Below are 24,577 nucleotides of genomic sequence, written 5' to 3' on the forward strand. Positions count from 1 at the left end.
GACGTCGAGTACCTCGCGGAGGTCAACGGCCTCAGCATCGAGCAGGACGTCATCAAGAGCTACCAGAACACCCAGTCGGGCCAGCCGGAGGTCAGCCTCCTGCCGGGTACGCAGAAGGACGGGCAGTGCACCGTCGTCCGCGGTATGACCCAGTCCCCGGCGTTCACGTCGTGGATCAACGACTCGATCGCCGGTCAGATGAGCACGGCCCGTAAGAACGCCTCCATCATCATGATGGATTACATGAACTCCCCGGTGAAGCGCTACAACATGCGCAACGCCTGGTGCAGCAAGATCGACGCCAGTGCGCTGAAGGCCGGCGAGGCCTCCCAGCTCACCGAGACCGTGACCATCGTCTTCGAAGAGCTGGTCATCGAGTAATGAGGCGTTCGGCCGCCGGGGCGTCAGCCCCGGCCCCCCAGACCGCGGCGGCGGGAGCGGACTTCCCCCGTTCGGCTCCCGCCGCCGCTCCGGCGGAGACACCGGCCGGTCCGTCGGCCGGTCCGCCGGCCGGTCCGCCCGTCGCCACGGCACCGCGACAGCGGTTGCAGACCGAGTTCCCCTTCGAGCTGCCGCGCGGGTACGTCGACGACTCGGGCACCGTCCACCGCGACGGTGTCATGCGTCTGTCGACGGCACGGGACGAACTGATCCCGCTGCGCGACGTGCGCGTCCAGGAGAACCCGGCGTACCTGTCGGTGGTGCTGCTCGGCCGGGTCATCACCCGGCTGGGCACGCTGACGATGGTGCACGACGGGATCGTGGAGAACATGTTCGCCTCCGACCTGGCGTTCCTGCAGGACTTCTACCGGCAGATCAACGCGGAGGGCCACACCCGCGCGGCCGTTCAGTGTCCGCACTGCACGGAGCCCTTCGAGGTGGAACTCGGCGGGAGCCGCCTGGGGGAATCGTGACGTACGCGACCGACCGGCTGCACGAGGAGATCGCGTACGTCGCCTACCACTTCCACTGGAGCCTGGAGGCGATCCTGGACATGGAACACCAGGACCGACGCCGGTACACGGACCAGATCGCGTCCCTCGTGACGCGTGGAATGGCGGAGGGCTGATCGGTGGGAATCCTGGACCGGCTGCGGAGTCGTCGGGACGGCGTCGGCGGGGGCCGCGACACGCCCCCGCCCGACACCACGGGCCCGGACACGGGAACGGACGCGGGCGGGAGTACGACGCGTACGCCCGACCCCGCGCCACCCGTGGCCGTCGCCGCCTGGACGAGCCTGCCGCCGATCCAGCGGGCGACGGGTACGGCACGTACGGGAATCGCGGACGCCGGGTTCGGCGGGCGGCTGCCGACGTGGCAGAACCCGTCGTTCACGGGGGCACCGTCCCCCGCGGTACTGGACCCGGCGGCCGGCAGCAGCATGCTCTCGGGCGCGATCGACGCGTCCGGAGCGTCCGGAACGTCCGGCGCGTCGGCCCGCCCCGCCGCGGGGCTCGCCCGCCCCGCGCAGTCACTGTCGCCGGCGTCGCCGGCCGGCGCACCGGCGGTGCAGCGCATGCCGGTCGCGCCGCTGCGGGCGATACCCGGCGCGGCCTCGTCGTCCGCTCCCACCGCTCCCGCCACGGGCACGCGGACCACTCCGTCCGCCACGTCCGCGCCCCTCACCCGGGCCACGCCGGTCCAGCGGGCGAGTTCCGCCGGGCCGTCCTCGTCCGGAGCGCCGGTGAGCGCACCGGCCCCGGGCGGCCGCGGCGTCCGCGTGACACCGGTGCCGCCCGCCCCGCCCCGCACGCGGCACCCTCTGACCAAGGCTCCGTCCGGGTCGCCGGCCGTGCAGCGCCGGGCCCTGCCCGCGAGCCCCCGGAGCGCGAACGCCCTGCCGGACTCCTCGGGAACGGCGCCGTCGTCGGCGGACGGTGACCGAGGGGGCCCCGGCCCGGGCCCCGCCCGGGACACCTCCCCGGCCCGGCCGGCCGGCGGCGGACCGGCCTCACCCACGGCACCCACGGGCGCCCCGGTGCAACGGGCCGTACGCCCACACCGGCCCCCGCACCCGCCGACGACCACCGGTGCCCCGGTGTCGCCCTCGTCGGGTCGCGACGCATCCGCCGGCCCGCCGGTACAGCGGGCGGTACCCGGATCGGGTGCCACCCCGGCCACCGCCACCGGCGCCCGGGAAATCTCCCCCACGCCGGCCACTTCCGGCGACAGCACACCGGGCGGTACCGCCACCGGTACGCCGGTCCAGCGGGCCGTGCCCCGGTCCGGCGGCCGGACCTCACCCGCGGCGAGCGGCGGTACGGCATCCGGTACGCCGCCGCAGCGCCCCCTGCCGCAACCCGGCAGCCCGCCCCCCGCACCCACACCGGACACCCCGGACCACAACCCGGCATCCGGCCCGCCCGTGCAGCGAGCCGTGCCGCAGACCGGCAAGGCGCCGACTTCCGCGGTGAGCAGCGGCCCGGCACCCGGCACGCCGGCACAGCGCCCCCTGCGGCAACCCGGCAACCCACCCACAGTCACGCCGGGCACCCCGGACATACCGGGCACACCGGGCAACAACCCGGCATCCGGCGCACCCGTACAGCGCGCCGCACCGCCCTCGGGCCCGACTCCGGCCGCCCGCACCGAGCCCGCCCGCGGGGCCACTCCCGCCGGCGGGCGTCCGAACGTCTCGCCGGGGTCCCCGACGCCCGGTTCCCCGGTGCGGCGGGCGGTGCAGCGGGAGTCCAGCCCCGGCACGGCCACCCGCACCGACCCGGGGCCCGCCACCTCCCGGTCCGGCGGCGGGACGGCGTCCGCGACAGGCGGCGCCACACCGGCCGTGCCCCCGGCAGACGCACCGGCCGGCACCCCGGTACAACGTGCCGTGCCGCAGCCCGGTTCGGCATCGGGCGACAACACGGCGGGAGACGCCCCCGTGCAGCGGGCGGCATCCCAGTCCTCCACCCCTGCCTCCGCGCCCACCCCCGACCCGCCTCGCACGACGCCTGCGCCCACGCCGAAGGCCAACCCCACCGGCCGGACGGCCACCCCGGCGACCCCGGCCGCCCAGGCCGCCCAGGCCGCCCAGGCCGCCCAGGCCGACAACGGAACGACCGGCCTCCCGGTGCAGCGGACGTCCCAGCCCGCAGGCGGCACGCCGCGCACCGGCAACGCGGCGCCGATCCCGGCACCGCCGACAGCTTCGCCGTCGCCGTCGCCGTCGCCGTCGCCGAAGGCCACCCCGCCCGCCGGACGGCCGGCGTCCCCGGTCGGCGACAGCGCGGCCGATGCCCCCGTCCAACGGGCCGTGCCCCCGCGCGACCGGCCGGCCGCCCCCGCCGCCCCCGCCCGGCGAGCGGCATCCGCGCCCGACGGCGGCGCGACGACCGGCGCACCGGTCCAGCGGGCGGCCGCCCGCACCGACCGCGCCACCGCGGCCTCCGGCACGCGCGACGACAGCCGCGGCGGTGCCCCCCGGAGCGGTGCGGCACCCGGCACCCCGCCGGTGCAGCGCGCCGTCGCTCGCACCACCCCCGCGCCGGGCTCCGGCAGCGGCGCCGGACGGGCCACCGCGTCCCGGCCGGCCGGCACCGACCTGCCGTCGGGCGACGGTGCCGGGCAGGGACGTCCCCCGGGCACCCGCGGAACCACCCCCACGGGCGGCGCCGGCGAAGCGACCGGAGCGCAGAGGTCCACGACACCTCCCCCGTCGGCGAACCGTCCCTCCGCGGCAGCCGGCCGTCCCGGCGCCCCGAGCGGTGCACACCCTGTCCAACGGCAGGCGGCGGCCCCCGGCCGGCCCAAGGCTCCTCAACCCGCACAGCCCCCGGCCCGCCACACCCACAACATCCCCAGCGCCCCCGGTACGGCACCGCGGCCCCCCGCCGGCCCCGGCTCCGCCACCCCGCACACGGCGCAGCCCCCGGTGCAGCGCGCCACGGACCGGTCGGCCGCGACGTCGAACGCACCCGGCGCCGGCGGCCCGACGCCCACCGCTCACCGCGACGCCCGCGACGCCTCCGACTCCACCAATCCGCCCGGCTCCACCAATCCGCCCGGCTCCACCAATCCGCCCGGCTCCACCGTCCCGCCCGTCACCTCCGCGCCGCCCGTCACCTCCGCGCCGCCCGTCGTCCAACGGTCCCTCCCGGGGGCCGCCGAGGCGGCCGGGCCGACCGCCGTACCTCTCACCAAGAAGGCGGCCCCCGCCGCCCCGGCCCACCCGGTGCAGCGCAGCGCCACGGCGCCCCGTCCCGGCCTCGGCGCCCCCGTCTCCAGGCCGGTCACCGCCGTACGGCCGAGCACGGACCCCCCGGCCACCCCGCAGGCGCATCCCGTGCCCCCCGTGCCCCGCGCCCCGAGCCCAGCACCGGCCGCACCCGCCCCCCGCCGTTCTCCGCTGGGCGCCCCCCTCTCCAAGGCGCCGGGCGACACCACGCCGCTCACGGTCCGGTCCCCGGTCGCTGTCTCGAACAGCCCGCACACCGAGAGCCGTACCTCCCCGCCGGTCCAGCGGGCCACCGCCCCGACCGCCCCCTCGGCACCTGCCCCGCCGCTCGCGCCCGCACCGCCCTTCCCCGCCGTGGCCGCCGAGCCCCCGGTGTCCCGCGGAGTGGCCGCCTTCGCGCCGCCCCTCGCGTCGGCCCCCTTCGTCCCCGGTGGGCCAACGCCCGAGCCCCCCGCGCTCCCCGTGCAGCGCGCCCACGCCACCCGGCCCGCGTCCGCCAGGGCGGCCGTACCTCTGCGCCGGCCCGCACTCCCCGGCGCGATCACCACCAGGACCGCGCTCCCCGTGGCCGCCCTCACTCCTCCCCCGCCGGCGCCGGCCGTCCCGCTCCCCACCGCCGGCGCACCGGCGGCAACGCCCCCGCAGACCACGTCCGCCACGTCCGCCACCTCCGAGCTCCCCGTACAGCGCCTGTTCGGCCGCGGCGGCCGTACCAGCGGCACCACCGGCGCCCTCGCCGCGGCGGCGGCGTCCACGGTGTCCTCCAGCCTCAGCCGCCTCCGGCACTCGGCGTCCAGGCAGCACACCCCGCCGGCCGACCCACCGCCGCCCTACAGCGCTTCCCCGCCCGGCGGCAGCCCGCCCCCGCACACGCCGGCCACCGCTTCGTCGGGCGCCGCGGAGGCGGACCCGCCGCCCGCGTACACGGCGGTCCCGAAGGGCGGATTCGACCCGCGCGAACTGACCGACTTCCAGCTCGACGAGCTGGTGCACCGGATCATCGGCCGCGTCACCCGCCTCGTCCGCACCGAACTGCGGATGGACCGCGAACGGATCGGCAGACTCCGCGATCCCCGCTGACCGGCCGCCCGCCGACCGGCCGCACCCGGCCGGTCACCCACCGACCAGCCTCCGACCAGCCCCGACCGGTCGTCTCCCGACCGGCCCCCGCCACCGACCGCCCGTCCCCCGACCGACCACCCGCGGACGCCACCCGCGTGCCCTGCCGCACACCCGACAGAAAGGCCCACCCCCGATGCCCCGCCAGGACCCGGGCTCCACGATCTGGTTCAGCCTCACCATCGACGGCGAGAGCCTCGGCTTCTTCAACGGGTGCGAAGGCCTGTCGTCCCAGGTGGAGATCGAGCAGCGCCAGGAGGGCGGCAACAACGGGTTCGTCTGGCAACTGCCCACCCGCGTCACCTTCTCCAACGTCCGGCTGACCCGCCCCCTCACCCCGGACACGGCGAAGGTCGCCAAGTGGATCTCCTCCATCCAGACCGGGATCAAGCGGCCCACCGCGCAGATCTCGGCCCTGCGCGCGGACGGGTCGCTGGTCGCCCGCTGGGGGCTGATGGACGTCCTGCCCGTCAGCTGGCAAGGACCCAGCCTCGACCCCAACAGCCCGGCCGTGGCCACGGAGGTCCTGGAGATCGCCCACCACGGGTTCACGGACTGACGGCGCCACAGAGCAGAGAGGAACACCCATGGCCAAAGGCAGCAAAGGCGCCGGCAAGAGCCTCGTACGCGCCACCCTCGCGATCCACGAGCCCCCCACCGGCACGACCACCACACCCGGTGCGCTGATACGTACCTTCAGCTTCGAGTTCAACCCGGCCCAGCTGTCCCTCACGCAGCGGACCCAGTGGACGGCGACGCCCACGGCGGCCGTGCGCAAGGCCGCGAAGCCGCAGTTCATGGGCGCCGAGCCGCGGGAGATGACCCTGGAGATCTTCCTGGACTCCTCCATGAAGCCCACCGGCAACACGGTGCTGAAGAAGGTCGAGTCGCTGCTGACCTGCTGCGAGGTGACCTCCAAAAGCCTTTCCGCCAAGCAGCCGTCGCCGCCCTGGGTGGTCTTCGAGTGGGGGTCGTTCTCCACGGCCCGGTTCACCGCCTACGTCGCGTCCATCGAGGCGTCGTACACGCTCTTCAGCACCACCGGCGTGCCCATCCGCGCCACCTGCCAGGTGCACGTGGTCGAGATCCCCGGCCCGACCCGCGGGCAGAACCCGACCTCCGGCGCGCTCACCGCTCAGCGCGTGCACCGGGTCGTCGCGGGCGACTCGCTCCAGTCGCTGGCCTGGCGCGAGTACGGCAGCGCCAACTCCTGGCGGGCCATCGCCGAGGCCAACGGCATCGACGACCCGTCCCGCCTGACCAACGGCACCGAACTCATCCTGCCGGCCGCCGAGGAGGTGCCTCACTGATGGTGCGTCCCGCGTTCTCCAGCATCGTCGAGGTGCGGATCGGCTCCGCGAAGCTGCCCGACGACATCGCGCCCATGCTCGTCGAGGGCTGGGTCGACCAGGGCGTCGGCGTGCCCGCGGCCTTCCGGCTCTCCTTCCGCGACCCCTACCACCTGGTCCTGGACAAGCTGAAGGTGAAGTTCGGCACCAGGGTGGTCATCACGCCGGTGGCCGACGGCCAGGGCGTCGGCAAGCCGCTGCTGACCGGCGAGGTCACCGCCATGGAGGCCGATTACGACGGCGCCGGCAGCTTCACCGTGATCCGCGGCTACGACTTCGGGCACCGCATGATGCGCCAGCGCCGCGTGGCCGCGTACCGCAACCAGAAGGCCTCCGACATCGCCCGCAAGCTCGCCGCCATGGACGGCGTGTCCATCGGCAAGATCCAGCCGACGAAGGGCATGTACGGGTTCATCAGCCAGTCCAACGTCACCGACTGGGACTTCCTCGCGCGGCTCGCCGACGAGAACAACGTCGTGATGTACGTGGACGCCAAGGGGAAGTTCCGGTTCGTCAAGGCGCAGCCGGCCTCCGGCGCGCCCTCCCCGAAGACCAAGGGTGACCAGAGCGCCTTCGTACTCCAGGCCGGCCACGACATCCTGCGGCTGCGGGCCGCGGTGACCGCCGCCGACCAGGTCGGCAAGGTCGAGTCGCGCGGCTGGAACGTCACCACGAAGAAGAAGATCACCGAGATCGCGCCCGCCACGACCGACCCGGGCATCGCCATCGGCTCCACGCCCGGTGAGGCCGCCGGCAAGTTCAAGACCGCCAAGCTCGTCGAGACCGCCAACCCGTACGACAAGCAGGACGAGGTCCGGCACGCCGCGAAGGCCCTCGCCGCCGACGTCACGTCCTCCTTCGCCGAGCTGGAGGTCGCCGTCTACGGCAGCCCCGACCTGCGGCCCGGTGTGCCGGTCGCGCTCAGCGACGTCGGCAAGCCCTTCGAGGGCAAGTACACCGTCACCTCGGTGCGCCACCACTTCGGCGACGGCAAGGCCTACGAGTCCTGGATCAACGTCAGCGGACGCCAGTGGCGCTCCCTGTACGGCCTGGCCTCGGGCGGCAGCGGCGGCGCGGACCCCGCGAGCGCCGCCCGGCTGCCCAGCGTCGCCAACGCCATCGTCACCGACGTGCAGGACCCCCTCAAGCAGGGCAGGGTCAAGCTCCAGTTCCCGTGGCTGGACGACGCCTACGTCAGCGACTGGGCGCGCAGCGTCCAGATGGGCGGCAAGGGCGGTGGCGGGGTCTTCCCCATGGACGTCGGCGACGAGGTGCTGGTCGCCTTCGACCGGGGCGCCCTCGACCACCCGTTCGTCATCGGCGGGCTCTACAACGGCCGGGACCTGCCGACCAAGGTGAACGACGTGCCGTTGCACGACGGCATGAAGAAGAAGGCCGTACGGCACACCCTGTCCGACCGCCAGGGCAACCGCGTCGACCTGCTCAGCCAGCAGACCGGCATGCGCAAACAGGGCGTCCGGATCGCCAGCGGAAACGACAAGCTGACCATCAACCTCGACCGCACCAAGACCGAGATCACCGTCGACAGCAAGGGCTCCGTCAGTATCACCGGAAGCCGTTCGGTGTCCATCGACGCGGGAACGGACCTCACCCTCAGCGCCAAGCGCAGGCTCAGCATCAAGAGCGGCGGGCTGCTCGACATCCAGGGCCGGGGCATCGTCAACGTCAAGTCGCTGACCGGTGCCGTCACCGTCGACGCGATGGGCGCGCTCAACCTCAAGGCCGTGGGCGCCACCATGATCTCCTCCGGTGGCACCCTCCAGGTCAACTCCATCGCCAACGTCGGCATCCGCGCGGCGACCCTCATGCTCCAGGGCGTGGTCCTGGTCAACAACAAGCCGTACCCGCTGCCATGACGGCGGCACCGAAGACTCTCCACAGGACAAGGGTGGTTCTCTGATGGCCGAGCAGTTCGTCGGCTCCGGCTGGGCGTTCCCCATGCGCATCGGGCCCACCGGTGGGATCGCCCTCGTCAGCGGCGAGCAGGAGGTGGAGGAGGCCATGCGGCTCGTCCTCGCCACCGCCCCCGGGGAGCGGCCGATGCGGCCCGAGTTCGGCTGCGCCATCCACGACCTCGTCTTCGCCCCGGTCAACGAGCAGACCGCCGGCCGCATCCAGCACGAGGTGCACGTCAGTCTGGACCGCTGGGAGCCGCGCATCGAGGTCCACGACGTCGAGGTCTCCACCGGCGAGGACCAGAACGTCCTCTACATCGACGTCCGCTACTCGATCCGCGGCACCAACAACCCGCGCAGCCTCGTCTTCCCGTTCTACGTCATCCCCTCCCACGACGAGCCGGACCTCCCCGACGGTCCCGCCGGCCTCCCGGGCTCTTCCGAAAGCGACCGCTGATGCCCCTGCCCTCCCCCAACCTCGACGACCGGCGCTTCCAGCAGTTCGTCGACGACGCCAAGCGTTACATCCAGCAGCGCGCCCCGGAGTGGACCGACCACAACGTCTCCGATCCCGGCATCACGCTCGTCGAGACGCTCGCCCACATGGCCGACCAGATCGTCTACCGCCTCAACCGGGTGCCGGAGAAGAACCACCTCGCCTTCCTCGACCTGGTCGGCATCACCCTCTTCCCGCCCTCCGCCGCCCGCACGGACGTCACCTTCTGGCTGTCCGCGCCACAGGAGGACACGATCCTGGTACCGGTCGGCGCCGAGGTCGCCACCATGCGCACCGAACGCGACGAGGCCGTCGTGTTCGCCACCGAGCACGACCTGAGCATCGTCCCGTGCACGCTCAGCCACCTGGTGGTACAGCGCCGCGGCGAGCCCGTCACCGACCGCACCACGGACCTCGCCGAGAGCAAGGACGTGATGTGCTTCGCCGAGGCACCGGGCCCCGGCGACTGCATGCTCATCGGCCTCACCGCCGCCACCCCGCACTGCGCGCTCGCCCTCGAACTCGACAGTCGCGTCGACGGCGTCGGCGTCGACCCCCGCCAGCCGCCGCTCATCTGGGAGGCCTGGACCGAGGACGGCTGGCAGCCCTGCGAGGTCGACCGGGACGGCACCGGCGGCCTCAACCGCCCCGGCGACATCGTGCTCCACATCCCCGGCGGCCACGTCCTGTCCCGCAACGGCGGCCACGAGGCCGGCTGGGTCCGCTGCCGCGTCACCGAGCCGCTGCCCGGCCAGCCCTTCTACACCACCTCGCCGACCATCCGCTCCGCCGAGGCCTACACCATCGGCGGCACCACCGGCACCGTCCACGCCGAGACCGTGCGCGACGAGACACTCGGCGAGTCCACCGGCCTGCCCGGCCAGCGCCTCAGGCTCGAACACGCCCCCGTCGTCGCCGACGACCCGCCCCTCCTCCTCCAGACCGCCGCCGACGACGGCTGGCAGGACTGGCAGGTCGTCCCGCACTTCTCCGCCTCCCACCCCGACGACCACCACATCACCCTCGACGCCGCCACCGGCGAGGTCGCCTTCGGCCCCGCCGTCCGCGAGGCCGACGGCACCCTGCGCCAGTACGGCACCGTCGCCCCCAAGGGCGCCGTCGTCCGCGCCCGCCGCTACCGCACCGGCGGGGGCCGGTCCGGCAACGTGGCCCGCGGCGCCGTACAGGTGCTGCGCACCTCCATCCCGTACGTCTCCGAGGTCGTCAACCGCGAGGCCGCCCGCGGCGGTGTGGACGGCGAGACCGTCGAGGAGGCGAAGCTCCGGGCGCCGATCACGCTGCGCGCCCAGGAACGCGCCGTCACCCTGCGCGACTACGAGGAACTGGCCCGCCGCGCCGCCCCCGAGACCGCCCGCATCACCTGCCTGGAGGGCGAGGAGAACGAATACGGTGCCCATGCCGTCCGCGTCCTCGTCGTCCCCCAGGCCGTCCCGGATCCCGGCGGCCGGCTCCGCTTCGAACAACTCGTCCCCGGTGACGCCCTGCTGAGCCGCATCACCCGCCACCTCGACGAACGCCGCCTCATCGGGACCCGCCTCGCCGTCGGCCCGCCCTACTATCAGGGTGTCACCGTCGTCGCCACCGTCCACGCCTTCCGCGGCGTCGACGCCGACCGCGTACGCCGACAGACCCACGACGCTCTCTACCGCCACCTCGACCCGCTCACCGGCGGCACCGACGGCAAGGGCTGGCCCTTCGGCCGCCCCGTGCAGACCGGCGAGCTCTTCGCCGTACTCCAGCGCGTCGCCGGCGTCGAACTCGTCGACGAGGTCGTCCTGCACCCCGCCGACCCCCTCACCGGCAAGCGCGGCGACCCCACCGACCGCATCGACCTCGAGCCGCCCTCCCTGGTCTTCTCCTTCGACCACCGGGTCCGAGTGATCGGAGACGGCGCGTGACGGCCACGACGTACCGGGGTTCCGTCGACGGACTCGGCTCCTCGCTGCCCATCGGGGGCCTGCTCCCGGCCGTCTTCGCCGACGACGACCTGGCCCTGCGCTTCGTCGGCGGGCTCGACGACGTCATCGCCCCGATCCTGAATGTCCTGGACTGCCTGGACACCTACTTCGACCCCGCCCTCACCCCGGCGGACTTCGCCCAGTGGCTCGGCACCTGGGTCGGCGCCGAGACCGACGGCAGCGAACCCGAGGACCGGCTGCGCGCCGCCGTCGCCGCCGCCGCCCGCCTGCACCGCGTACGCGGCACCCGGCGCGGCCTGGCCGAGGCCGTACTGCTCGCCTTCGGCGTCGAACCCGAGATCACCGAGAGCGGCGGCGCCGAATGGAACGCCCGGCCCCTCGGCCCGTTCCCCGGCCGGCCCCGCCCCCGCCTGCACGTCGCCCTCCGGCTGCCCGATCCCACTCCGGCCGACACCCATCGCCTGGACACCCTCGTCGCCGCCGCCCGCCCCGCCCACATGCCCTACACGGTCGAAGTGACCGCCTCCGAAAGGACCCCGGAGAGATGACCACGCAGAACTGCGCCGAGTGCGGAACCCGCGCGGAACCGGGCCAGTCCTTCTGCGACGCGTGCGGCGCCGTACTCCGCTGGGACCAGTCCGGCGCCCGCACCACGCAGCCCCCGGCCTCCGTGCCCGACCAGGGCCCCGGCTGGGACGCCTTCTCCCGCCCCGGCCCCGGCGGCACGGGCGTGCCGCCGGCCCGGCACGACCGCCCGGCGCCCACCGCCGGCGGGCCGGACGCCGTCGACACCGCCGAGACACCGCGTGTACCCCACCCGCGCCACCCGGGGGACGCCACCGGCCGCGACGGCACCGACCGGCCCGCCACCCCGGACACGCACCACACCGCCCGCCGCGACGCGGACGGGACGCCGGGCGCGACGGGTGGCGCGGGTGCGGCCACCGCCGCTGCCGCGGGCACCGGGGCCGCCGCCACCCGCTCACCCGGCGCCCACGGCACTCCCGACGGTCACGGCAGTCACGGCAGTCACGGCAGTCACGGCAGTCACGGCAGTCACGGAGCGGACGAGACCGCACCCACCACTCCGCCGGGGTCCGCCCCGCCCCCGAACGCCCTCACCGACACGATGTCCGACCGCGCCCGCTCACTCCTCGTCCCCGTCGCCGAGCCGGAGGCCCAGCGCCCGACCCCGCCCCCCGCCGTCACCCCCGTCCTGCCCGGCCGCCCCGACGCCGACCGGCCCCAGGTCCGCGCCCCGGGCCACCAGCCTGACATCGCCAACGGCCCGCCGTGCCCGTGGTGTTCCACGCCGAACCGCCCCGACCGCCACTACTGCGCGCGCTGCGCGATGCCCCTGGACCGCACCGACGAGAACACCACCGCGCCCGCCCCCTGGTGGCGCCGTCTCTTCGGCGGCCGGCGCAGCGAGACCCCCTGGGCGGGTGACCGGCCCCGTCTGCGCCGCGTCTTCGACCGCATCGGTACCTGGATCACGGTCGTCGTCGTCATCACCCTGGCGGTCCTCGGCTTCGTCTACATCCCCGACGGCATCCAGGCCACCCGCGACCACTTCGCCAAACGCGCCCCGGTCTCCCCCGACGGCATCAAGGCCTCGCGCTCCTTCACCGGACACAAGCCGGAGCTCCTCATCGACAAGCGGAGCAACACCTGGTGGGGCCCGGGCATCTCGGAGTCCGGCCAGGGCGAGTGGGTCGAGGTGAACTTCACCGAGCCGACCCGCCTGCTGGACCTGATCATCACCCCGGGCACCTCCACCAAGGCCGACAAGCTCAACGAATCGGCCCTGCCGCACCGCGTGAAGGCGACGATCACCATGAAGGACGGCAAGACGAAGACCCGCGACATCACCCTGGACCAGGGCGCCGGCGGCCAGCGACGCCACTTCCGCGTCGGCGAGGTCACCAAGATCCGCTTCACCATCGAGTCGGCCCACGCGGCCTCCGCCAAGAAGCAGGTCGCCATAGCGGAGATCGAGTTCTTCGGCCGCTCCAGCGCCAACAGCACCTGATCACACCGAGAACACCAACGGCCCCCTGGCTTTCGAAGGCCAGGGGGCCGTTTCATCTTGAGCCCCCTGTCGGATTCGAACCGACGACCTACGCATTACAAGTGCGTTGCTCTGGCCATCTGAGCTAAGGAGGCACTCGCGCGGCGGCGCGCGCGGAGGCTGCTCCACTGTACACAGAGCCGGTGAACGATGGGATTCGAAAATGTCGGCGAAATTCACAGCCTCGTAGGTACTGACAGATCAGGTGAACGCCAGGTACCGTCCTGCCCAGCTTCACCTGTGTGGACTACACCACACCACCTTCCTACAACGGATCGTCCGGCACGTTCCTGCCGGTAGAAGGGGGCCCATTCACCATGGCCACTGTTACGTTCGACAAGGCGACCCGCGTCTACCCGGGTTCCACGAAGCCCGCCGTCGACGGTCTCGACATCGACATCGCGGACGGCGAGTTCCTCGTCCTGGTCGGCCCTTCCGGTTGTGGCAAGTCCACCTCGCTGCGCATGCTCGCGGGACTCGAGGACGTGAACGGCGGTGCCATCCGCATCGGTGACCGCGACGTCACGCACCTGCCGCCGAAGGACCGGGACATCGCCATGGTGTTCCAGAACTACGCGCTGTACCCGCACATGACGGTCGCCGACAACATGGGCTTCGCGCTCAAGATCGCCGGCGTCAACAAGGCGGAGATCCGGCAGAAGGTCGAGGAGGCCGCGAAGATCCTCGACCTCAGCGAGTACCTGGACCGCAAGCCGAAGGCCCTCTCCGGTGGTCAGCGTCAGCGTGTGGCGATGGGCCGCGCGATCGTGCGTGAGCCGCAGGTGTTCCTCATGGACGAGCCGCTGTCCAACCTGGACGCCAAGCTCCGTGTCTCCACCCGTACGCAGATCGCGTCGCTCCAGCGCCGCCTCGGCATCACCACCGTCTACGTCACCCACGACCAGGTCGAGGCCATGACGATGGGCGACCGTGTGGCGGTGCTGAAGGACGGTCTGCTCCAGCAGGTCGACAGCCCCCGGAACATGTACGACAAGCCCGCGAACCTCTTCGTCGCCGGCTTCATCGGCTCCCCGGCCATGAACCTGGTCGAGGTCCCGATCACCGACGGCGGCGTGAAGTTCGGCAACAGCGTCGTACCGGTCAGCCGCGAGGCCCTGACGGCCGCCGCCGACCGGGGCGACCGCACGGTCACCGTCGGCGTCCGCCCCGAGCACTTCGACGTGGTGGAGCTGAACGGCGAGGCCACCAAGACCCTGTCGAAGGAGTCCGCCGACGCCCCGGCGGGCATGGCGGTCTCCGTGAACGTCGTGGAGGAGACCGGCGCCGACGGCTACATCTACGGCACGGTCGAGGTCGGCGGCGAGAGCAAGGACCTGGTGGTCCGCGTCAGCAGCCGTGCGGTGCCGGAGAAGGGCTCGACGGTGCACGTCCTGCCGCGTCCGGGCGAGGCCCACGTCTTCTCGTCCTCCACGGGCGAGCGCCTCACCGACTGAGAAACCACGCGACCGGGTGAATTTCACCCGCGTTGACGGAAAGAGCCCCGCGGCCTGCTGCGGGGCTCTTTCCGTTGTCGACAAATACGGCGACACAACGGACGTTTCGAGCGCCGTGCGTCAATGCTCTGCCCATTTCAGACCCCCTTCCCACCCCCCGAACGGGTGACTAAATGTCGCCAAATCATTACCAGGCGCTACCCTCACTCGCGTGAAGCACTCCGTGAAGCACTCCACCACCCGACAGACGCGACGCGGCCGGGGCCCCGCCCGCCGGATCGGCCGCTCTCTCGCCTTCGTCCTGCCCGTCGTCCTGGTGCTCTCCGGGACTCTCGCGGTCACCCGAGTCAACTGGTCGGGAGATCCCGCGGACTCGGTGCTCGCCGCGTCGGAGGCCTCCTCCTCGAAGGCCTCCACCCGGGCCGCCGCCCGCGCACCGCACGACGTGCTGCGCGACCGGCTGCTGACCGAGCTGCAGGAGGAGGATCCGGGCGTCGCCCTCACCCACCTCCAGCAGGCGGTGGACGAGCGTCCCTCGCTGGCCGGCCACTGCGCGTCCATCGCCCGGGCCCTCGGCCGCGCCGCGGTCAAGGTGTACGGCCCGACGCGGGCCCAGTCGTACGCGCGCCCCGTCTGCGACACCGCCTTCGCCTCGGGCGTCCTGGCCGCGCACAGCTGAGCCCGAAGAGGCCGCCGGGACGCTGAACGCCCGTCGGGGGCCGCTGGGACGCCGCTGGGGCGCCGCGTACAGTTCGGGCATGACCGATCCGAACGCCGCGTCCCGCCGCCCCGTTCAAGCCGTCGTCCTGGCCGGCGGACAGGGTTCCCGGCTGCGTCCCTACACCGACGACCGGCCCAAGCCGATGGTCGAGATCCCGGGCACGGGAACCCCGATCATCGGCCACCAGCTCGCCTGGCTCGCCGAGGAGGGCGTGACGGACGTCGTGGTCTCCTGCGGTCATCTGGCCGAGGTGCTGCAGAAGTGGCTGGAGACCGCCGACCTGCCGCTCTCCGTCACCACCGTCGTCGAGCCGGAGCCGCTGGGCCGCGGCGGCGGCCTCAAGTACGCCGCCGCGCGTCTCCCGCACCCGGACCGGCCCTGGTACGCCACGAACGGTGACATCTGGACCCGTTTCTCGCTGCGCGACCTGGCCGACTTCCACGCCGAGCGGGACGCCGTCGCCACCCTCGCCCTGGCCCGCCCCCGGCTGCCGTGGGGCGCCGTGCAGACGGACGGCTTCGGCCACATCACCGACTTCATCGAGGCACCGCCGTCGACCTTCGAGATCAACGCCGGTGTCTACGTCTTCTCCCCGGAGTTCGCCGCGATGCTCCCGGAACGCGGCGACCACGAACGCACCACGTTCCCCCGCCTGGCCCGCGAACGCCGCCTGGCCGGCTTCCCGATCCCCCAGGGCTCCTACTGGCGCGCGATCGACACCGCGAAGGACCTGACGGAGGCCGCACGGGAACTGGCGGCCCTGGCCGGCCGCTGAGCGGCCCAGCGGGCTACGGATGAAGCGGCCCACTGCCACCTCAGGCTTCGTCCTTCCCCCGGTAGCTCGGCTGCGCCCATTTCAAGGACTGGCCCGGCCGGGTCCGTAATCCGCCTTGAAGCCGCCAAGACCGTCCGCGAGGTGGACGAGCCAGCCGCTCGGGGAGTAGGGCCGTGGCGGGTCGACCTCCATGCCCGGCTCGGCCATGGCGAGGGCGTAGTCGGACTCCTCGAGAGCGAGGGCGAGCAGTTCACGGAGCTCGCCCGTGAGGCGGGCGACCAGTTGCGGGTCCGTCGTAGCGCTGTAGTCACGTACGGCCGCGTCGTGGTCCGGGAACTCGTCCGGCATGTCCTGCGAGAACCAGCCTCCGAGGAACTGGCCGAGCTCGGGGAAGCGTGCATGCCACTCCGGTCCGGATAGGTAGCCGAACGGGTCCGTACGGTCGTCTCTGTCCACTTCAGGTTGCGTCGAACGACCAAATGAGGCCGATTTCGTCATCAGACGCCGCGAGGAGCCCGAAGTCCCAGGCGTACTGGGACATCGGCCAGCAGCCGGTGACCTTCTCGTAGAAGTCGGGGTGGTCGCCGCCGTGACGGGTGTTCGTGAAGAACCGCGAGCCCTCCGGGAAGCGCGACAGGATCACCTGGCCGTGCTCCTCCATACCCAGCCTGCGATCGGCAAAGCCGTACTGCCGCGACACGTCCATGGCGTCCGTCGCCAGCATGACGAGCAGCCGTACGACGGCGGACCGCGGGATCTCGAACAGTCGGCTGCGCCACTCTGCGGCCACTGCCTCATCCGCCGGCGGGGCCCGGAACGGGAAGCCAGGATCCTCCTCCAGTTCCACTTCTCCCCGCTCGGAGTCCCGGCCCCGCCAGCCACGGGGGTCGGCCACCTCGCGGTGCATCACCGCGGCCACATCGGGCAGCCAATCCTCGTGTGCGCGCGGGCCGACCGCGATGAATGAGTACCGGTTGCGGTACATCTCCACTGCCGCCGCCCACGTATTGGCATCGAGGTGCTTCTGCGGACCGCCCTGACGCGCAGGCTCTGTTTCGCTGTCCATCCGGATCTCTCTCACGTGGGCATGGAGCTGAAGACGACATAGGGCGGATCGAGGCTCGGGTCGTACATGAGACGCAGCGACACTCCCTTGGTGTCCCGCACCTCTGTGATCTTCCCGTCGACCAGCCTGGTGCCCAGACCGCGTCACCGCGTCACCGCGTCACCGCGTCACCGGCCAGGGGAGATCGCGACCACGCTGAGCGCGGTGCACATACGTGACTCCAAGAACCCGGGCGGCCCTCAGTTCACGGCCACCCGGGGTGCGTGGGCGGTGTTTCCTGACTTACGCGTCGGAGCACTGACGCATCAACCGCGCGTGCCCCGCGCCCGGTTGTCACCGGAAGCGGGGCACGGGCACGTCGGGTCAGCCCAGGAGGCCGCCCACGAGGCCCCTGCCCGGCTCTCCGGTGGAGGAGCCACCGCCGTCGCCTTCGCTGCCCGTTCCGGTGCCGCCGGGCGAGCCGCTGTCGCCGGGCGAGCCGCTGCCGCCGCCGGTCGTGCCGCCGCCTGAGGTCGGTCCGGTCGTGGTGCTCGGCGCCCGGTCGGCCGGGGTGGACTGCCGGGGCGGAGCCTGGCCCGTGGTGCCCTGGGTCTGGCTGGGGACGCCGCCGGTGGCGGTGCCACTGCCGCGGGTGGCTCCGGGGGTGGTAGCGGCGCCCGTGGAGGGCGTGGCCGAGCCGCTGGTGGCGCCCTGCGAGGGCGAGGCGGAGGCCTCCGGGGTCTTCGGCTTCCGTGTGTCGGACTCCCTCGGGAGCGGGGTGCCGGGCAGTTCGTTGCGCGGGGACTCGCCGGGGCCGGGGACGACCACGCGGTCGGCGTCCCGGACGGCACCGCCGAGCAGCGAGCCGACGAGGAGGGTGACACCGGCGACGAGGAAGGTGACGAGTGCGCCGCGGCGCAGGACGTAGCGGCGCAGGTCCCAGATGTCGGCACGCGGACCGAGGCGGCGCCAGGCACTGCCGGCGAGCCGGCCGTCCACGGAGTAGACGGGGGCGCCGGCGATGATCAGCGGGGACCAGGCGGCGAGGTAGATGATGTCCGGCGCGTCGTAGACGGGGACGCTCTTCCAGCTGACGGTGACGAGGAGCGCCGCGGACAGGCCCGCGCCGATGACGGCGCCGACGCGCTGCCAGCAGCCCAGGACGGTCAGGACGCCCACGATCACCTGGAGGAAGGCGATGACGAGTCCGGCGCCGACGGGGTGGTCGAGGGCGAACTGGCGCAGCGGCTCGGCGACGTCCCAGGGGTGCAGGGTGTTGAGCCACTTGACCATGGAGCCGCGTTCGCCGCCGTCGAAGTAGACGGGGTCGCAGAGCTTGCCCATGCCGGCGTAGATGGAGATGAAGCCGAGGAAGACGCGCAGCGGCAGCAGCACGACGCCGAGGTTCATCCGGCGGCCGGGGAAGTAGGCGTGCCGTGCCGGATCGTCGGCGTGACGCCTGGTGCGCTGCTCGGTCTGGTCCGGCCCGTCGTCGTAGTCGTCGTAGCCGTCGTCGTAGGCGTCGTAGGCGTCGTCGTAGCCGTCGCCGTAGCCGTCGTGGCCGGGGGCGGCGCCGGAGTTCTCGCCGGTGTAGGCGGGTTCGTCGTAGGCGCTGCCGACGGGGCGCATGGCGGGCAGCAGTCGGGTGCCCTCGGGGACGGGGCGTCGTTGGGCGCCGACGAGGGGGGTTTCGAGTGTCTGGGTGGCGGGGCCGTCGTCGTAGCCGTCGTAGCCCGGGGCACCGTCGTCGATGCCGCCCCGGCGGAAGACCTGGGTGGCTCCGGCGTCGGCGGCCGGGTCCTCGGTGTGGTGACCGGCTCCGGCCCGCACCGCCTGGAGCAGCCGGTGGGCGCCGGTGTCGTCCGGGTCGGACCGCCCGCTCCAGACGACGGCGCGACGACGGGCGGCGGGAGGCACGGCGGGCCCCGCGGTGCCTGCGAGGGGCATGCGGCCGGTGTCCTGGGTGGCGCTCAGGTGCCGTGCGATCCGCGGGGACTGGGTCCGCCGCGCGGAGGCACCGAACTGCACGCGGAAACTCGCGTGGTTGACGATGACCTGGGCCGGATCGCTCGGCACCTTCACCATGCTCAGCGCGGGAGCGTCGTCGATTCCCGACGAGCGGTCCCCCGTGGGTGTGCGGGGTGTTCTGGTGTCCACACTCATCTAACCGAGTGACGTGTCGTTAGGACACTGCCTTGACCGCCCGGATCTGTCCGGACAGCGTCAAGCTTGTCCGGACCGCCCGGAACACCCCGTGCGGGGGACGGAGTCGAAACCCCGTTCCCCCATCGGCCCTCAGCCCTGGGCCCTCAGCCGCCGGCCCTCGGGCGTCTGCCGTCAGCGCCGCCGACGCGCCGCCTCGTAGAGCACGATCCCCGCGGCGACACCGGCGTTCAGCGACTCCGCGCCACCGGGCATCGGAATCCGCACCCGGACGTCGCAGGTCTCGCCGACCAGCCGCGACAGGCCCTTGCCCTCGCTGCCTACGACGATGACGACCGGTCCCGCCAGTGCCTCCAGATCGCCCAGTTCGGCCTCGCCGTCGGCAGCGAGGCCCACGACCGTGACGCCGGCCTTCTGGTAGGTCTCCAGCGCCCGCGTGAGGTTGGTGGCGCGGGCCACCGGCGTACGGGCGGCCGTGCCGGCGGACGACTTCCAGGCGCCCGCCGTCATGCCGGCCGCGCGCCGCTCGGGAACGACGACACCGTGGCCGCCGAAGGCGGAGACGGAGCGGACGACGGCACCGAGGTTGCGCGGGTCGGTCACCCCGTCGAGGGCGACGATCAGCGGGTCCCCGCCCTCGTCGTGGGCGGCGGCGACCAGGTCCTCGGGGTGCGCGTACTCGTACGGCGGGACCTGGAGGACGAGCCCCTGGTGGTTGAGCCCGTTGGTCATCCGGTCGAGCTCGGGACGCGGCGCCTCCATGAGGTTGATGCCGCCGCGCTCGGCCGCGAGCTGGAGCGCCTCGCGCACCCGCTCGTCGTTGTCGATGAACTGCTGGACGTAGAGCGTCGAGGCGGGCACGCCGTCGCGCAGCGCCTCGAAGACGGGGTTGCGGCCGACGACGAGCTCGGACGTCGACCGGCCGCCCCCGCGCCGCTGGGGCGCGCGTCCTGTGGCGCGGCGAGCCTTGGCGTTGGCGACGCGCTGCTTGGCGTGTCCCTTGCGCATCTCGGCGGGAGGCGTCGGCCCCTTGCCTTCCAGGCCCCGGCGTCGCTTGCCGCCGCTGCCGACCTGCGCGCCCTTCTTGCCGGACATGCGGCGGTTGTTCGCGGCCATGAGTTACCTGTCTCCGCTCTCTACGGGAGTGTGCGTGGTACGTGCGTTTGTATGCAGTGTGCCGCCCGGGAGGCCGGGCGGCACAATCGATCTACGGTACCCGCGGGACCCACGGGCCCGGGCTTCGGTGCCCGGGCGGGGCGGTCAGCGGGAGCCGAGGCTCCAGCGGGGCCCCTGCGGGCCGTCCTCGATGACCAGGCCGGACTGTCCCAGCTGGTCGCGGATGGCGTCCGCGGTGGGCCAGTCCTTACGGGCCCGGGCGGCCTCGCGCTGGTCGAGGACGAGGCGTACGAGGCTGTCGACGACGTGCCGCAGGTCCTCGCCCTGCTCCTGCTCCCCGGCCCAGTGCGGGGCCAGCGGGTCGAGACCCAGTACCCCGAGCATCGCACGGACCTCGGCGAGGCGGGCGACCGCGGCCTCCTTGTCGTCGGCGGCCAGTGCGCTGTTGCCCTGCCGGACGGTGGTGTGCACGACGGCGAGGGCCCCCGGGACGCCCAGGTCGTCGTCCATCGCCTCGGCGAAGGCGGGCGGCACGTCGGCGGCGGGCTCAACGGTCCGGCCGGCCAGTTCGGTGACGCGCTGCACGAAGCCCTCGATCCGCGCGTACGCCGACTCGGCCTCGCGCAGGGACTCCTCGCCGTACTCGATGGTGGAGCGGTAGTGCGGGGTGCCGAGGTAGTACCGCAGCACGACCGGGCGCCACTGCTTGACCATCTCGCTCACGAGCACGCTGTTGCCGAGCGACTTGGACATCTTCTCGCCGCTCATGGTGACCCAGGCGTTGTGCACCCAGTACCGGGCGAAGGCGTCGCCGAAGCCCTCGGCCTGGGCGATCTCGTTCTCGTGGTGCGGGAAGATCAGGTCGATCCCGCCGCCGTGGATGTCGAACTCCTCGCCCAGGTACTTGTGCGCCATGGCCGAGCACTCGAGGTGCCACCCGGGGCGCCCCCGGCCCCACGGCGTCTCCCAGCTGGGCTCGCCGGGCTTGGCCGCCTTCCACATGGCGAAGTCCCGCGGGTCCCGCTTGCCGGTCTCCCCCTCCCCCGAGGGCTGGCGCAGCTCGTCGAGGTCCTGGTTGGACAGGGACAGGTACCCGGGCAGGGACCGTACGTCGAAGTAGACGCTGCCGTCGGCCTCGTAGGCGTGCCCGCGCTCGATGAGACCGCGCATCATCTCGACCATCTCGGTGATGTGGCCGGTGGCGCGCGGCTCGTAGGTGGGCGGCAGGCAGCCGAGGGCGTCGTAGGCGTCGTTGAACGCGCGCTCGTTGTCGTACCCGATGGACCACCAGGGGCGGTTCTGCTCGGCCGCCTTCCGGATGATCTTGTCGTCGATGTCGGTGACGTTGCGGATGAACGTGACGTCGTAGCCGCGGTACGTGAACCAGCGGCGCATGATGTCGAAGTTCAGCCCGGACCGGATGTGCCCGATGTGCGGGGCGGCCTGCACGGTGGCACCGCACAGGTAGATCGAGACGCAGCCCGGCGTGAGGGGGGCGAAGTCACGGATCTGCCGGGCGCTGGTGTCGTACAGGCGAATAGTCACGGGTCCAGGGTAGTAGGCGCGGGACGGTGCCAGGGGCGCGAGGCGCGCTTCTCGTCCGGCCGAGCCGGGCGGCGGGTGGGCACGGGCCGGGGCCGAGGGGCGAGCCCCTCGCGGGGTACGGGGCGGAGCCCCGCACCGCCCAGGGGCTCCGCCTCGCAGCACCCCGCCTCGCAGCACCCCGCACCGCAGCGCAGCACCCAGGGCCCCGCAGCACAGCGCACCGCAGCACCCCGCACCGCAGCGCAGCACCCAGGGCCCCGCAGCACAGCGCACCGCAGCACCCCGCACCGCAGCGCAGCACCCAGGGCCCCGCAGCACAGCGCACCGCCCCGCCCCGCAGCACAGCGCCCCGCAGCACACCGCACCGCAGCACACCGCCCCGCAGCACACCGCCCACTGCCGCACGGCATCCCGCGCACTCAGCCCACCCGCACCACCAACGCCGTGGCCACCGCCATCAGCCCCTCCCCCCGCCCGGGGAAGCCGAGGCCGTCCGTCGTCGCCCCCGACACCGACACCGGCGCTCCCACCGCCGCGGACAGCGCACTCTGCGCTTCCTCGCGCCGCTTGCCGATCTTCGGCCGTGGTCCGACCACCTGCACCGCGACGTTCCCGATCCGGAAGCCCGCCGCCCGCACGATCCGCGCGGCCTCCGTCAGCAGCGTGATCCCCGATGCCCCGGACCACTCGGGCCGCCCGGTGCCGAAGTGCTGCCCGAGGTCCCCGACGCCCGCCGCGGAGAACAGCGCGTTGCACGCCGCGTGCGCGACGACGTCCGCGTCGGAGTGCCCGGCCAGCCCGGTCCCCTCGCCCTCCCACTTCAGCCCGGCGCACCACAGCTCGCGCCCGTCCTCGAAGGCGTGGATGTCGGTACCGATCCCGACCTGCGGCAGCGGGGGGAGAGCGGACGTCCCGGAACCCGTCGCCTCAGGGCCCGTCGCTTCAGAACTCGTCGCCTCAGAACCCATCGTTCAGCCTCCTGCGCGCCAGGACCGCCTCCGCGAGTACCAGGTCGAGGGGTCGCGTCACCTTGAACGCCTCCTCGTGGCCCGGTACGACGACCACCGTCAGTCCGAGCCGCTCGACCATGCTCGCGTCGTCGGTGACGTCACCGCTCACCGTCTCGTGGGCGCGCACCAGCGTGCCCCGGTCGAACCCCTGCGGTGTCTGCACCGCGCGCAACCGTGCCCGCTCCGGCGTCGCCACCACCGGCTCCGGCTCCCCCGGGACGGCGGCGGGCTCGACCTCCTTGACCGTGTCGGCCGGCGGCAGCGCCGGCACGACGGCGGGCGCGCCCTCCCGTACGGCCTCGATCACGGCGTCCACCGTGTCCACGGGCACCAGCGGCCGGGCCGCGTCGTGCACGAGGACGATGTCGTACTCGTGCGGCAGTGCCTCCAGACCGAGCCGTACGGACTCCTGCCGCGACTCGCCGCCCGGCACGACGAGGAAGTCGGTCCGCTCGGGCAGGGCGTGCGCGTCCAGCAGGCTCCTGACCTCGGCGGCCCCGTCGGGCGGGGCGACGACGACGACGAGGGAGACCCCGCGGGAGGCGGCCATGGCACGGACCGCGTGGATGAGCATGGGCGTGCCGCCCAGCGCGCGGAGGGCTTTCGGGGCGCCCGGGCCCAGGCGTACGCCTCGGCCGGCAGCCGGAATGACGGCCGCGGTCCGGGTGTTCGTACGGGCGTCGGCAGAGGTCTCCGCGGGCGGTTCCACGGGCGAGGGACGCGATTCGTCAGACATCGGTTCCTGTCAGGTTTGTGTGCTCGGCCTAGTTGGGTATGGCCTCACCGTGCCGGGCGCGACGCCTCGACCGGACCCTTCCGTGACCCTGGTCGAGCCAGCAGTCCGGGCCCGGCACGCCAGGACCGGGGAGATGAGATCGGGCAGAAGTCTCCCGGGACGAGCGCCGGAAGGGAAAGTCCGGGAGACGTCGGCAGACCCGAATCCTCGGGCCCGCCCGAATCCGGGTACGAACATGCCGCAGCGCCCGGCGACATCAAAGATGTCATCGGGCACCACGGCATTTCAGTGCGCCGAACCGCGCGGGCAGCGGTTCACGCCTCGCCTCAGGAGGCGAGCACCTCGTCGAGCAGGGCCTCCGCCTTGTCCTCGTTGGTGTTCTCCGCGAGAGCGAGCTCGCTCACCAGGATCTGGCGGGCCTTGGCAAGCATGCGCTTCTCACCTGCGGAGAGTCCGCGCTCGCGCTCACGGCGCCACAGATCGCGTACGACTTCCGCGACCTTGATGACGTCGCCGGAGGCGAGCTTCTCCAGGTTTGCCTTGTAACGACGCGACCAGTTCGTGGGCTCCTCGGCATACGGCGCGCGCAGCACCTCGAAGACCCGGTCCAGCCCGTCCTGACCGACCACATCACGCACGCCGACGAACTCCGCATTGTCCGCTGGCACACGTACCGTCAGGTCGCCCTGGGCGACCTTCAGCACCAAGTAGGTCTTGTCCACGCCTTTGATCTGGCGAGTTTCGATAGCCTCGATCAGCGCGGCCCCGTGATGGGGATAGACCACGGTGTCGCCAACCTTGAACGTCATGTGACAGGTACCCCTTCCGTGGCTATCCAGGGTAACACGGAAACGGCGTCTTCTGAATGGCGTTTTCGCAGGTCAGGGCATATCTCGGGGCTTGACAACAGCAACAGGAACGTGCTGCGCCGGGCGAGCGGAAGAAAG

The 24,577-nt window shown here is 73.0% G+C and carries 21 protein-coding genes, 1 tRNA gene and 2 pseudogenes; 15 read left to right on the forward strand and 9 right to left on the reverse strand.

What is annotated here, in order from left to right:
- From ABEA26_RS25385 to ABEA26_RS25435, 11 genes are all read left to right on the forward strand, one after another.
- Positions 1-381 (forward strand): phage tail protein (locus tag ABEA26_RS25385; protein ID WP_345595663.1); only part of this gene is annotated, 381 nt, incomplete at its 5' end.
- Entirely contained in the window at positions 381-914 is a 534-nt protein-coding gene (locus ABEA26_RS25390) for a hypothetical protein (RefSeq protein ID WP_345595664.1), read from the forward strand. The genes ABEA26_RS25385 and ABEA26_RS25390, both read left to right, overlap by 1 nt.
- A complete protein-coding gene (locus ABEA26_RS25395; protein ID WP_279563883.1) occupies positions 911-1,069 on the forward strand; it encodes a DUF6760 family protein in 159 nt (52 codons plus the stop codon). The genes ABEA26_RS25390 and ABEA26_RS25395 overlap by 4 nt, the downstream gene beginning before the upstream one ends.
- Before the next feature lie 3 nt (positions 1,070-1,072).
- The gene (locus ABEA26_RS25400) at positions 1,073-5,254 is read left to right on the forward strand and encodes a hypothetical protein (protein ID WP_345595665.1); all 4,182 of its coding nucleotides are present in this window, start codon (positions 1,073-1,075) and stop codon (positions 5,252-5,254) included.
- A 175-nt stretch (positions 5,255-5,429) separates the two neighbouring features.
- On the forward strand, positions 5,430-5,852 hold the full coding sequence (locus ABEA26_RS25405; RefSeq protein WP_345595666.1) for a phage tail protein: 423 nt from the start codon (positions 5,430-5,432) through the stop codon (positions 5,850-5,852).
- 28 nt (positions 5,853-5,880) lie between these two features.
- Complete coding sequence (locus tag ABEA26_RS25410; protein ID WP_345595667.1) at positions 5,881-6,603, forward strand: CIS tube protein; 723 nt, start codon at positions 5,881-5,883, stop codon at positions 6,601-6,603.
- Positions 6,603-8,519, forward strand: coding sequence for a VgrG-related protein (locus tag ABEA26_RS25415; protein ID WP_345595668.1), 1,917 nt, complete (start codon positions 6,603-6,605; stop codon positions 8,517-8,519). The genes ABEA26_RS25410 and ABEA26_RS25415 overlap by 1 nt, the downstream gene beginning before the upstream one ends.
- A 43-nt stretch (positions 8,520-8,562) precedes the next feature.
- The gene (locus ABEA26_RS25420; RefSeq protein WP_345595669.1) at positions 8,563-9,015 is read left to right on the forward strand and encodes a GPW/gp25 family protein; all 453 of its coding nucleotides are present in this window, start codon (positions 8,563-8,565) and stop codon (positions 9,013-9,015) included.
- Positions 9,015-10,973: a putative baseplate assembly protein gene (locus tag ABEA26_RS25425; protein ID WP_345595670.1), complete on the forward strand. Its 1,959-nt coding sequence runs from the start codon at positions 9,015-9,017 to the stop codon at positions 10,971-10,973. Before ABEA26_RS25420 ends, ABEA26_RS25425 begins: the two co-directional genes overlap by 1 nt.
- Positions 10,970-11,542 (forward strand): phage tail protein, encoded by a 573-nt coding sequence (locus ABEA26_RS25430; protein ID WP_345595671.1) that lies wholly within the window; start codon positions 10,970-10,972, stop codon positions 11,540-11,542. The genes ABEA26_RS25425 and ABEA26_RS25430 overlap by 4 nt, the downstream gene beginning before the upstream one ends.
- The gene (locus ABEA26_RS25435) at positions 11,539-13,026 is read left to right on the forward strand and encodes an NADase-type glycan-binding domain-containing protein (RefSeq protein ID WP_345595672.1); all 1,488 of its coding nucleotides are present in this window, start codon (positions 11,539-11,541) and stop codon (positions 13,024-13,026) included. The genes ABEA26_RS25430 and ABEA26_RS25435 overlap by 4 nt, the downstream gene beginning before the upstream one ends.
- A 60-nt stretch (positions 13,027-13,086) precedes the next feature.
- Here the strand turns inward: ABEA26_RS25435 and ABEA26_RS25440 are convergent.
- Positions 13,087-13,160 (reverse strand) — tRNA-Thr (locus ABEA26_RS25440).
- A 222-nt stretch (positions 13,161-13,382) separates the two neighbouring features.
- On the opposite strand from ABEA26_RS25440, the gene msiK reads away from it, so the two are divergent.
- The 3 genes from msiK (at position 13,383) to ABEA26_RS25455 (ending at position 16,015) form a co-directional block, all read left to right on the forward strand.
- Entirely contained in the window at positions 13,383-14,519 is a 1,137-nt protein-coding gene (gene msiK, locus ABEA26_RS25445) for a diacetylchitobiose ABC transporter ATP-binding protein MsiK (RefSeq protein WP_345595673.1), read from the forward strand.
- Between the two features lie 223 nt (positions 14,520-14,742).
- Positions 14,743-15,198 carry a hypothetical protein gene (locus ABEA26_RS25450; RefSeq protein WP_345595681.1) on the forward strand — a complete coding sequence of 152 codons (456 nt, stop codon included), beginning with the start codon at positions 14,743-14,745 and terminating at the stop codon, positions 15,196-15,198.
- A gap of 79 nt (positions 15,199-15,277) precedes the next feature.
- Positions 15,278-16,015 carry a nucleotidyltransferase family protein gene (locus ABEA26_RS25455; protein WP_345595674.1) on the forward strand — a complete coding sequence of 246 codons (738 nt, stop codon included), beginning with the start codon at positions 15,278-15,280 and terminating at the stop codon, positions 16,013-16,015.
- An 81-nt stretch (positions 16,016-16,096) separates the two neighbouring features.
- On the opposite strand, the pseudogene ABEA26_RS25460 reads toward ABEA26_RS25455, so the two are convergent.
- Positions 16,097-16,423 (reverse strand): annotated as a pseudogene (locus ABEA26_RS25460) (contact-dependent growth inhibition system immunity protein); the annotation flags it as partial.
- A 49-nt stretch (positions 16,424-16,472) separates the two neighbouring features.
- A complete protein-coding gene (locus ABEA26_RS25465) occupies positions 16,473-17,081 on the reverse strand; it encodes a hypothetical protein (RefSeq protein ID WP_345595675.1) in 609 nt (202 codons plus the stop codon).
- A gap of 66 nt (positions 17,082-17,147) precedes the next feature.
- Here ABEA26_RS25465 and ABEA26_RS25470 point away from each other — a divergent pair.
- Positions 17,148-17,345, forward strand: a pseudogene (locus ABEA26_RS25470) (DUF397 domain-containing protein); the annotation flags it as partial.
- Positions 17,346-17,444: 99 nt separating this feature from the next.
- Here ABEA26_RS25470 and ABEA26_RS25475 read toward each other — a convergent pair.
- The 6 genes from ABEA26_RS25475 to ABEA26_RS25500 form a co-directional block, all read right to left on the reverse strand.
- Positions 17,445-19,223 (reverse strand): DoxX family protein, encoded by a 1,779-nt coding sequence (locus ABEA26_RS25475; protein WP_345595676.1) that lies wholly within the window; start codon positions 19,221-19,223, stop codon positions 17,445-17,447.
- 174 nt (positions 19,224-19,397) lie between these two features.
- The gene (rlmB, locus tag ABEA26_RS25480) at positions 19,398-20,339 is read right to left on the reverse strand and encodes a 23S rRNA (guanosine(2251)-2'-O)-methyltransferase RlmB (protein ID WP_345595677.1); all 942 of its coding nucleotides are present in this window, start codon (positions 20,337-20,339) and stop codon (positions 19,398-19,400) included.
- Between the two features lie 144 nt (positions 20,340-20,483).
- Positions 20,484-21,884, reverse strand: a complete 1,401-nt coding sequence (gene cysS / locus ABEA26_RS25485; RefSeq protein WP_345595678.1) for a cysteine--tRNA ligase — start codon at positions 21,882-21,884, stop codon at positions 20,484-20,486.
- A gap of 419 nt (positions 21,885-22,303) precedes the next feature.
- Complete coding sequence (gene ispF / locus ABEA26_RS25490; RefSeq protein WP_345595679.1) at positions 22,304-22,852, reverse strand: 2-C-methyl-D-erythritol 2,4-cyclodiphosphate synthase; 549 nt, start codon at positions 22,850-22,852, stop codon at positions 22,304-22,306.
- Complete coding sequence (ispD, locus tag ABEA26_RS25495) at positions 22,842-23,630, reverse strand: 2-C-methyl-D-erythritol 4-phosphate cytidylyltransferase (protein WP_345595680.1); 789 nt, start codon at positions 23,628-23,630, stop codon at positions 22,842-22,844. The genes ispF and ispD overlap by 11 nt, the downstream gene beginning before the upstream one ends.
- A gap of 326 nt (positions 23,631-23,956) precedes the next feature.
- The gene (locus tag ABEA26_RS25500; RefSeq protein WP_003953493.1) at positions 23,957-24,439 is read right to left on the reverse strand and encodes a CarD family transcriptional regulator; all 483 of its coding nucleotides are present in this window, start codon (positions 24,437-24,439) and stop codon (positions 23,957-23,959) included.
- Positions 24,440-24,577: the final 138 nt, after the last annotated feature.

The organism is Streptomyces marokkonensis (genome assembly GCF_039539045.1).
Classification (GTDB): domain Bacteria; phylum Actinomycetota; class Actinomycetes; order Streptomycetales; family Streptomycetaceae; genus Streptomyces; species Streptomyces marokkonensis.